Origin of the sequence: Sphingomonas sp., assembly GCF_042091075.1 — a bacterium.
In the GTDB taxonomy this organism is placed as follows: Bacteria; Pseudomonadota; Alphaproteobacteria; order Sphingomonadales; family Sphingomonadaceae; genus Sphingomonas.
On the sequence record NZ_JBELIE010000123.1, the window covers coordinates 1 to 9,810 of the forward strand.

13 protein-coding genes are annotated in these 9,810 nt (G+C 66.6%); 2 read left to right on the plus strand and 11 right to left on the minus strand.

The annotated features are described in order from the left end of the window. The 6 genes from ACFDSW_RS12135 to leuC form a co-directional block, all read right to left on the minus strand. The coding region (locus tag ACFDSW_RS12135; RefSeq protein WP_375250550.1) for a glutaredoxin family protein at positions 1 to 223 on the minus strand (223 nt) is incomplete at its 3' end. Positions 224 to 252: 29 nt separating this feature from the next. Then, positions 253 to 486: a BolA/IbaG family iron-sulfur metabolism protein gene (locus tag ACFDSW_RS12140; RefSeq protein WP_375250551.1), complete on the minus strand. Its 234-nt coding sequence runs from the start codon at positions 484 to 486 to the stop codon at positions 253 to 255. Positions 487 to 490: 4 nt separating this feature from the next. Beyond that, positions 491 to 814 carry a DUF1476 domain-containing protein gene (locus ACFDSW_RS12145; protein WP_375250552.1) on the minus strand — a complete coding sequence of 108 codons (324 nt, stop codon included), beginning with the start codon at positions 812 to 814 and terminating at the stop codon, positions 491 to 493. Positions 815 to 925: 111 nt separating this feature from the next. After that, complete coding sequence (locus tag ACFDSW_RS12150; protein WP_375250553.1) at positions 926 to 1,927, minus strand: NADPH:quinone oxidoreductase family protein; 1,002 nt, start codon at positions 1,925 to 1,927, stop codon at positions 926 to 928. Next, complete coding sequence (gene leuD, locus ACFDSW_RS12155; RefSeq protein ID WP_375250554.1) at positions 1,890 to 2,519, minus strand: 3-isopropylmalate dehydratase small subunit; 630 nt, start codon at positions 2,517 to 2,519, stop codon at positions 1,890 to 1,892. Before leuD ends, ACFDSW_RS12150 begins: the two co-directional genes overlap by 38 nt. A 189-nt stretch (positions 2,520 to 2,708) precedes the next feature. Beyond that, a complete protein-coding gene (gene leuC / locus ACFDSW_RS12160) occupies positions 2,709 to 4,139 on the minus strand; it encodes a 3-isopropylmalate dehydratase large subunit (protein WP_375250555.1) in 1,431 nt (476 codons plus the stop codon). Between the two features lie 145 nt (positions 4,140 to 4,284). Between leuC and ACFDSW_RS12165 the strand changes: the two genes are divergently transcribed. After that, positions 4,285 to 5,613, plus strand: coding sequence for an MFS transporter (locus tag ACFDSW_RS12165; RefSeq protein WP_375250556.1), 1,329 nt, complete (start codon positions 4,285 to 4,287; stop codon positions 5,611 to 5,613). Positions 5,614 to 5,634: 21 nt separating this feature from the next. Here ACFDSW_RS12165 and ACFDSW_RS12170 read toward each other — a convergent pair whose 3' ends face one another. From ACFDSW_RS12170 to ACFDSW_RS12190, 5 genes are all read right to left on the minus strand, one after another. After that, positions 5,635 to 6,324 carry a glutathione S-transferase family protein gene (locus ACFDSW_RS12170; RefSeq protein ID WP_375250557.1) on the minus strand — a complete coding sequence of 230 codons (690 nt, stop codon included), beginning with the start codon at positions 6,322 to 6,324 and terminating at the stop codon, positions 5,635 to 5,637. 6 nt (positions 6,325 to 6,330) lie between these two features. Beyond that, a complete protein-coding gene (locus ACFDSW_RS12175) occupies positions 6,331 to 6,981 on the minus strand; it encodes a CoA transferase subunit B (protein ID WP_375250561.1) in 651 nt (216 codons plus the stop codon). Next, entirely contained in the window at positions 6,981 to 7,688 is a 708-nt protein-coding gene (locus ACFDSW_RS12180) for a CoA transferase subunit A (RefSeq protein ID WP_375250558.1), read from the minus strand. Before ACFDSW_RS12180 ends, ACFDSW_RS12175 begins: the two co-directional genes overlap by 1 nt. 102 nt (positions 7,689 to 7,790) lie before the next feature. Beyond that, positions 7,791 to 8,441, minus strand: a complete 651-nt coding sequence (locus tag ACFDSW_RS12185; protein ID WP_375250559.1) for an HAD-IA family hydrolase — start codon at positions 8,439 to 8,441, stop codon at positions 7,791 to 7,793. 29 nt (positions 8,442 to 8,470) lie between these two features. Next, positions 8,471 to 9,391, minus strand: a complete 921-nt coding sequence (locus ACFDSW_RS12190; protein WP_375250562.1) for an SMP-30/gluconolactonase/LRE family protein — start codon at positions 9,389 to 9,391, stop codon at positions 8,471 to 8,473. A 91-nt stretch (positions 9,392 to 9,482) separates the two neighbouring features. Between ACFDSW_RS12190 and ACFDSW_RS12195 the strand changes: the two genes are divergently transcribed. After that, a partial coding sequence (locus tag ACFDSW_RS12195; protein ID WP_375250560.1) for a thiamine pyrophosphate-binding protein occupies positions 9,483 to 9,810 on the plus strand: 328 nt, incomplete at its 3' end.

A 9,810-nucleotide genomic window follows, 5' to 3' on the forward strand; every position in this document is an offset into this window, starting at 1 on the left:
ATTGCGGGATGGTCGGCCAGTCGGAATAGGCCTTGATCCCCTGACGCACGCCCTGGTCCTGCAGCACGTCGACGCTTTCGAAATCGGCGCCCAGCCGCTCGAGGATGGCCACCGCGCGGCTGGAGAACCCGCATTGCGGAAACAGCGGGGTGCCCTTCATGAACAGCACCACCGGATTGTTCTTCACCACCGCGTCGATGCGGGCTTGAGCGTCGTCGGTCATCGTCGTCACTTCCTTTCGGATCCAGCCGCTTACTTCGGGACGGCAGTGGTCAACTGCAAGGCGTGGAGCACGCCGCCCATCCGTCCGCCCAGCGCGGCATAGACCGCCTGATGCTGTTTGACCCGCGACAGGCCGGCAAACGACGCCGCCGTCACCCGCGCCGACCAGTGATCGCCGTCACCCGCCAGATCGGTCATTTCCACCTCGGCATCGGGAATGCCGGCCTTGATCAGGGTCGCGATTTCATCGCCCGCCATCGGCATCGCGTTACTCCGACTGCATCAATTGGCGGCGCGCCTCGATGGTCTTTTCGGCCAGCACGCTGCGCACCGTCGCCTCGTCCACGTCGAGCCCGGCGGCGGTCAGATCGCCGAACAGCTTGCGCACGACGTCTTCATCCCCGGCTTCCTCGAAATCAGCCTGCACCACCGCCTTGGCATAGGCGTCCGCCTCCGCGGGGGTGAGCTTCATCAACTCGGCCGCCCATTGCGCCGTCAGACGGTTTCGGCGCGCGTTGATGCGGAACGCGACTTCCTCGTCCCGCGCGAATTTGGCTTCGAAAGCGCGTTCCCGGTCGTCGAACGTGGTCATGGCGGCTCCCATCTTCTTGTCGGATGGGCTTAGAGCGGCGGGGGGCGTGGCGCAACGTGTCGCGGTGCGGCGATCGGCCATGCGGCTGGCCCCGCCGCCGTTCGCGAAGGCCTAGGCCGCCACCCGCACCACCAGTTTGCCGATCGCGCCGCGCGCCGCCATCTTGGCGATCGCCTCGCCGCCCTTCTCGAACGGAAACACTTCGGTCACGCGCGGGGCGATCCTGCCCTGTTGCCAAAGATCGAACAACTGGCGGATATTGTCGCGATTTCTCTCCGGTTCGCGCGCGGCGAAGGCGCCCCAGAAGACACCGCAAACGTCGCAGCTCTTCAGCAGCGTCAGATTGAGCGGCAGCTTCGGTATCCCGGCCGGGAAGCCCACCACCAGATATCGCCCCCCCCAGCCGATCGAGCGCAGCGCCGGTTCGGCATATTCGCCACCGACCGCGTCATAGACCAGCTGAAACCCGTCCTTGCCGGCCTTGTCCTTGAATTGATCCGCCAGCGCCTTCGACTCGTCCTTCGAAAAGGGCGCGCGACCGTAGATGATGACATCGTCGGCGCCTGCGTCACGCACCGCCTGTGCCTTTTCCTCGCTCGATACCGCGCCGACGACACGCGCGCCGAACGCCTTGCCCAGCTCGACCGCCGCCAGCCCGACGCCGCCCGCCGCCCCCAGCACCAGCAAGCTGTCGCCCGCCTTGATATGGCCGCGGTCGACCAGCGCGTGAATCGTCGTGCCATAGGTCAGCAGCATCGACGCACCTTCCTCGAACGATCGCTCGTCGGGGATCGGGTAGAGATTGTCGGCCTGGGCGACCAGGCGCTCCACCATCCCGCCCATGCCGGTGTTGCCCATCACGCGGTCGCCGACCTTGAACCGGGTCACGCCCTCACCCACGCTGTCCACCACGCCGGAGAATTCACCGCCCGGGGCGAACGGGCGCGGCGGCTTGAACTGATATTTGTCCTCGATCACCAGCACGTCGGGATAGTTGACCGCGCAGGCCTTCACCGCCACCACGACCTCACCCGCGCCCGCCACCGGATCGGGCAGGTCGCCAATTTCCAGAGTTTCAGGTCCGCCCGGCGCCCTCGACAGCAAGCCCTTCATTACCGCTCTCTCCCCTGATCCAGGGCCGCTCATCGTCGAGCCGCTCCTCGAATTTCGAAATCGCGGTATCCTTTGCCAGCGTCAGGCCGACTTCGTCCAGCCCCTCCATCAGGCACCGGCGGCGGAACGGGTCGAGTTCGAAGGCGAAGCGGTCCTGATACGGGGTGGTTACCGTCATCGTCTCCAGATCCACCGTCACCGGCTGATCCTTCGCCACCTCCAGCAGACGGTCGACCGCCGCCTGCGGCAGCACGACCGGGACGATCCCGTTCTTGAACGCATTGCCCGAGAAGATGTCGGAGAAACTGGGCGCGATCACCGCGCGGATGCCCATATCCGCCAACGCCCAGGCGGCATGTTCGCGGCTCGACCCACAGCCGAAATTGTCACCGGCGATCAGGATCGGCGCTCCCGCGTAGCGGGGATCGTCGAAGATATTGTCCGGTTGCGCGCGAACCGTTTCGAACGCCCCACGCCCCAGCCCGGAGCGCTTGATCGTCTTCAGCCAGTGTGCGGGAATGATGACATCGGTATCGATGTTCTTCGCTCCCCACGGATAGGCCGTGCCCGTTACCTCGCGAACCGCCTCCATCGCGTCAGCGCGCCGGGCGGCTGGCCGGAATGGCGGGGCGGGCGATCGCCGCATAGGCCGCGACCCCACTCAGCACCGATCCCGCGATCAGAAACACCAACACCTTCTTCATCGCCGTCTTCCCTGTCTGCCTGTTCTGGTTCTTCTACGTCTTCTTGTATATCAATAGGTTGCAACCGTCCCCTAAGATCAGACGATCAGGTCGCGCACGTCGGCGAGACGCCCCGTCACCGCCGCCGCCGCCGCCATCGCAGGGCTGAGCAAATGCGTCCGCGCACCCGGCCCCTGCCGCCCGACGAAGTTGCGATTGCTGGTCGAAGCGCAGCGTTCCCCCGCGGGCACCTTGTCGGGGTTCATCGCCAGGCACGCCGAGCAACCCGGCTCGCGCCACTCGAACCCCGCCGCGGTGAAGATGCGATCGAGCCCCTCCTGCTCGGCCTGACGCTTCACCAGGCCCGAACCGGGCACCACCATCGCACGCACCCCATCGGCGACATGGCGGCCGTTCGCCACCTGTGCCGCGGCACGCAGATCCTCGATCCGGCTGTTGGTGCAGCTACCGATGAAGACATGCTGGACGCTAACGTCCTGCATCCGCATGCCCGGCGTCAGCCCCATGTAATCAAGCGACTTCTGCGCCGCGACGCGCTTCGACGGGTCCGCGAAACTGTCGGGCGACGGCACGATCCCGGTGATCGGCACGACGTCCTCAGGGCTGGTGCCCCAGGTCAGTACCGGGGCGATATCGCTGGCAGCCAGCACCACGCGCTTGTCATAGCGGGCGCCCGCGTCGCTGGGCAGCGTGCGCCACCACGCCACCGCCTTGTCCCAATCGGCGCCCTCGGGCGCCATCGGACGCCCTTTCAGATAGGCGAAGGTGACATCGTCGGGCGCGATCATGCCGGAGCGCGCGCCCCCCTCGATCGACATGTTGGCGACCGTCAGCCGCCCCTCCACCGACAGCGCGCGGATCACGTCGCCGGTGAATTCGATCACATGGCCGGTGCCCCCCGCGGCGCCAATCCTGCCGATGATCGCCAGCACGACATCCTTGGCGCTGACGCCCTGGCCGAGCGTGCCGTCGACGCGCACCTCCATCGTCTTGGAGGGCGAGAGGATCAGCGTCTGGGTGGCGAGGACATGTTCGACCTCGCTGGTGCCGATCCCGAACGCCAGCGCCCCCAGCGCGCCATGCGCCGAGGTATGGCTGTCGCCGCACACCATCGTCGTGCCGGGCAGCGTGAAGCCCTGCTCAGGGCCGACGACATGGACGATCCCCTGTTTCGGCGACAGCGCGTCGATATAGGGAACACCGAATTCGGCGACATTGGCGCGCAGTGCGCCGAGCTGCTCCGCGCTTTCCCGGTCCGCGATCGGCAGTTCGTTGCCCGCCGCATCGACGCGCGGCGTGGTCGGCAGATTGTGGTCGGGCACCGCCAGCGTCAGGTCCGGACGGCGAACCCGCCGGCCAGCGGCGCGCAGCCCCTCGAACGCCTGCGGGCTGGTCACTTCGTGGACGAGGTGACGATCGATATAGATTAGGCAGGAACCATCGTCGCGCCGCTCGACGACATGCGCGTCCCAGACCTTTTCGTACAATGTGCGTGGGGTGTTCGACATGATACATCCGCGTTAACCCAGATGTGGTATCGAACGAAACCCCGGACGTGCCCGATTCGCGCGTGAGACACCGATTATATTGACCGAAGCGCTCCGACGGGCGGTCTCGCTGATAGGAGCGACCGGACGCCGGGCACCTTTGGCAATGGCCGACGTTTGGGGGGCGACCGATCCTCTCGCGGCGGAGACCGACGCCATGGCCTCGATTGCTCATCCGCCGCTGCCCCGCCCCGTTCGGCCCGCCCATCGCGACCGCGCCGATCGGGCACTCGACTGGGTCAACTTCTTCCTCGCCGACGTGCGCGACGGCCTGGGGCCGTATCTCGCGATCTATCTGGTGGCGACGCGCGGGCCCACGCATGGCTGGAACGAGGCGACCGCTGGTGCGGTGATGACGATCGCCGGGCTCGCCGGACTGTTGGCGACCACCCCCGCCGGCGCGCTGGTCGACCGGCTGCGGGCGAAGCGCGCGTTGCTGATCGCCGCCGCGCTGATCGTCACGCTGGCCTCGGTGGCGTTGCCGTTCGTCCATGGCTTCACGCTGGTCGCGACGACGCAGGCGTTGGCGGCGATCGCCGGGGCGGCCTTCGCGCCCGCGATTACCGGCATCACCCTTGGCATCGTCGGCGCGCGCGCCTTCGCGAAGCGCATCGGCCGCAACGAGGCGTTCAATCACGCGGGCAATGCGGTGTCCGCCGCGCTCGCCGGCGTGCTGGCGTGGAAACTGGGGCCGCAGGTGGTGTTCTGGCTGATGGGCGGACTGGCGGCCGCATCCATCGCGGCGACGCTGGCGATCCCCGCCGATCGCATCGACCACGATAGGGCGCGCGGGCTGCGCAGCGATGACGACAATGCTGACGGGGATGCGTGCGACGCGACCCCGCAGTCGATGTGGCAGGTGCTGCGCGGCACGCGCGGGCTGGCCATCTTCGCAGCGGCCGCCTTCACCTTCCATCTCGCCAACGCGGCGATGCTGCCCTCGGTCGGTCAGTTGCTGGCGCATCGTGTCGGAGGCGGGGTGGCGACATCGCTGCTGGCGGCGTGCATTGTCGGCGCGCAACTGGTGATGGTGCCGGTCGCGATCATCGTCGGACGGCACGCCGATCGCTGGGGGCACAAGCCGATCTTCCTTGCCGGGTTCGCGGTGCTGGCCGCGCGCGGCGTGCTCTACACCGTCTCCGACGCCGCGCCATGGCTGTTGATGGTGCAATTGCTCGACGGCATCGGTGCGGGCATTTTCGGCGCCCTCTTCCCGGTAGTAGTCGCCGCGCTGACGCGGGGCAGCGGTCGCTTCAATGTCGCACAGGGCGCGGTGGCGACCGTGCAGGGGCTCGGCGGCGCGATCAGCGCATCGCTGGCCGGCGGACTGATCGTCGCCGGGGGTTACGATCTCGCCTTCCTGGTGCTCGCGCTGATCGCCGGGGCGGGGCTGCTGCTTTATCTGCTGGCCATGCCCGAGACGGCGGAACGATAAGGCCGGGGCGGCGGGACCGCGCTAGGCCAATGCGCGTCTGTCCTCGATCACCTCGCCGTAGGCCATGACCTCTGCCTCATGGCTGTCCTCGCGGAAGGTTTCCGCGAGCGCCGCACCTTCCCATTCGCGCATGGCGGGGTGATCGAGGATCGTCGCCACCCAGCCAGCGCCCGCCGCGCCGACGTCGATCCCCCACGACCTGACCCGAAACGCCACGGGCGCGAAAAAGGCGTCGACCGCCCCGAAACGCTCTCCCGCCAGCCACGGGCCGCCGAACCGCGAAAGCCCCTCGCCCCATAGCTGGACCAGCCGTGCCACATCGCGTTCCAGCGCGGGGGTGGCGGGATGGGCGCGGATGCGTTGCCCCACCGTCATCGTACGCTCACGCCGCAAAGCACCGAAGCCGCCGTGCATCTCGGTCACCGCGCACATCGCCCAGGCCCGCGCCTCCGCCTGATCGGGCCAGACCCCGCCGTGCCGTTCCGCGAGATAGAGCGCGATCCCCAGCGAGTCCCACACCGTCCGCTCGCCATCGATCAGCACCGGCACCTGGCCGGTGGGGGAAAAGGCGCGGAAGCGTTCATGATTGTCGAGCGACAGGAACGGCTCGACCCGATCGTCGAAGGCGATCCCCAGCGCGCGCATCAGCAGCCACGGCCGCAACGACCAGCTCGAGTAATTCCGGTTCGCGGTGATCAGCGTATAGGCCATGCGGCGTCAGCTTTCGTAGTCCGCGGTCGTTTTCGCCCGCACTTCCTCGGCGGTGACGCCGGGCGCCAGCTCGATAAGGCGGAAGGGCGAGTCATGATCGGGGCGCTGGAACACCGCCAGATCGGTCACGATCATGTCGACGACGTTCTTGCCGGTCAGCGGCAGCGAACAGGATTTGAGGAACTTCGGATCGCCGTTCTTGCTGGTATGCTCCATCACGACGATGATCTTCTTGACCCCCGCGACCAGGTCCATCGCGCCGCCCATCCCCTTGATCATTTTGCCGGGGATCATCCAGTTGGCGATGTCACCGTTCTCCGCCACCTCCATCGCGCCCAGCACGGTCAGGTCGATATGCCCGCCGCGGATCATCGCGAAGCTCTGCTCGCTGCCGAAATAGGCGCTCTGCGGCAGTTCGCTGATCGTCTGCTTGCCCGCGTTGATCAGGTCGGCGTCCTCCTCACCCTCGAAGGGAAAGGGGCCGATGCCGAGCATGCCGTTCTCGCTCTGCAGCGTCACGGTCATGCCCTCGGGGATGTTGTTCGCCACCAGCGTCGGGATGCCGATGCCCAGATTCACATAATATCCGTCGCGCAGTTCCTTCGCGGCGCGCGCAGCCATCTGGTTGCGATCCCAGCCCTTGATATCAGCGGTCATCATACGTTCTCCCGCTGCCGCACGGTGCGGAACTCGATCTTCTTGTCATAGGGGCTCCCGACGATCATCCGCTTCACATAGATGCCGGGCAGGTGGATGCCATCCGGGTCAAGGCTGCCGACCGGCACCACTTCCTCGACCTCGGCGACGCAGATCCGCCCCGCGGTTGCCATCGGCTGGTTGAAGTTGCGCGCGGTCTTGCGGAAGATCAGGTTGCCGCTCTCGTCCGCCTTCCAACCCTTGATGATCGACAGGTCGGCGCGAATGCCGCGCTCGAGGATATATTCCTCGCCATCGAAGACCTTCACTTCCTTGCCCTCGGCGACCTGCGTGCCGACCCCCGTCCGGGTGTAGAAGCCGGGGATGCCCGCCCCGCCCGCGCGGCACCGCTCGGCGAGCGTGCCCTGCGGACTGCATTCGACCTCCAGCTCGCCCGACAGATACTGGCGCTCGAACTCCTTGTTCTCACCGACGTAGGACGAGATCATCTTCTTGACCTGGCGCGAGCGCAGCAGCTTGCCGAGCCCCTCGTTATCGATCCCCGCATTGTTGCTGGCGATCGTCAACTCCTTCGTCCCGGCCGCCTGGATCGCATCGATCAGCCGCTCGGGAATGCCGCACAGACCAAACCCACCGGCGCAGATCGTCATGCCGTCGTGAAGCAAACCGTCCAGCGCCGCCGCCGCATCCGGGTAAAGCTTGTTCATCCGCACCATTCTCCGTTGATCGCGGCGAGGACTATCCTCGCGAAGCGGCGGCGGCAAGCGCGGTCGACCATCCTCCCCCCAGCCTCGCCCACGGAGGATTGATCAGAAATGCCCCGGTTCGATCTCCAGCGCGGCACACAGATCGTCGAGCGCCTGCCCCTCACCGTTCACCTTGATCGCGATCATTCCCATCGCCGCGGCGGGTTTGCAGTTGATGCCCAGATCGTCGAGATACACGCATTGATCCGGTCGCTTGTTCAGCGTCTCGCACATCATCGCATAGATGCGCGGATCGGGCTTGCGGATGCCGACCTTGCTCGATTCGATGACATGGTCGAAACGCGCCAGCACCTCAGCCACCGCCCGTGCCTTGTCGGCGGTGCGCGACATGCCCGCGCCCTCGCCCGCGGGCACATTGTTGGTGATGCAGCCGATGTGATATCCCTCGCGCTTCAGCCAGTCGAGCGCGTGCACCATGCGCGGGCGGATATCCCCCGACAGTAGCGCCAGCACATCCTCGCCGCGCAACTCATGCCCCAGCGCGCGCGCCTCTGCGGCGAAATCCTCGTCGAAGCCGGCCGCACCGATCTCGGCGCGTTCGAACCGCGCCCAGGCGTTGGTATCGGGATCGGTCGCGTTGATGCGACGGATCAGGTCATGCGGCAGGCCGCGCTCACGCTCCATGCGGTTGAACGCCTCAAAGGGAGACGAGGTGATGACGCCACCAAAGTCGAAGATCACGGTATCGCGCATGAAGGTTCCTTGTCGCCTCGTCCCGAACGTCAGTATCGCAGCCTCAACCCCGGCCGCGCCCAGCGCGTCTTCACCAGTTTGCCCGTGCCGGACAAGGTGATGTACGCATCGCGCATATCCTCCCCGCCGAAGCAGATGTTGGTGGTGAAGATATCCGGCGTCGCCACGAACTCGACCAGTTCGCCCGTCGGCGCAATGACGCTGATCCCGCTCTCCCCGATCGTCGCGACGCAGATGTTGCCGTTCGCCTCCATCCCCAGCGAGTCGAAGAATTTGTAGCCCGCCGGGCGGTACAGCGGAATGCCCGGACCGCCCGGTCCCGCATCCCCGGCGACCTTGCCAGGGGCGGTGATGTTGAAGCGCATCAGCCGGCAGGTGTAGGTTTCCGCAGCATAAAGCACGCTGCCGTCGGGCGACAGGCCGATGCCATTGGGATTGTTCGACGGGAAGATCACTTCCTCGATGAAACTGCCGTCCGTTTTGGCGTAGAAGATGCCGACGATATCGTGGCAGCGCGCGGCATAATCGATCTTGCCATGATCGGTGAACCAGAAGCCGCCGTGCGCATCGAAGACGATATCGTTGGGGCCGCGCAGCGTGACCCCATGATCCCCGGACCGGTACAGCACCTCGACCGCGCCGGTATCAAGATCGATGCGCTCGATCCGGCCGCCGCTGTAATCGGCGGCGATCCCGTGCGGGGCCAGCAGCCCGTTGCTCTCCAGCCAGTCGAACCCGCCATTGTTGCAGCAATACAGTTTCCCGTCGGGGCCCATCGCCAGCCCGTTGGGGCCGCCGCCCGGCTCCGCCACCAGCTGACGGCGGCCGTCGGGGTGGATGCGCGTGATTCGCCCGGGCTCGATCTCGACCAGCACGATGCTGCCGTCGGGCAGGGCGACCGGGCCTTCGGGAAAGCGCAGCCCATCGGCCACCAATGCCAATTCCGCCATCATCCACTCCTGTGCCAACATGTTCTTTCGAAACAGGATCGACCAGTCGGGCCCCCTTCGCAAGCGCGATGCGCGCCGCTACACCCGGCATATGGAGAGCAAACGCACCGGCGGCCGGATCCTGGTCGACAACCTCGTCGCACAAGGCTGTGACCGGATTTTCACCGTGCCCGGAGAGAGCTTCCTCGCGGTGCTCGATGCGTTGCACGACACGCCAACGATCGACGTGGTGACATGCCGGCAGGAGGGCGGCGTCACCTTCATGGCCTGCGCGGATGGCACGCTGACGCAGCGCCCCGGCGTCGCCTTCGTCACACGTGGCCCCGGCGCCACCAATGCGTCGATCGGCGTCCATGTCGCCCATCAGGATTCGCAGCCGATGATCCTGTTCATCGGCGACGTCGATCGCGGCACCCGCG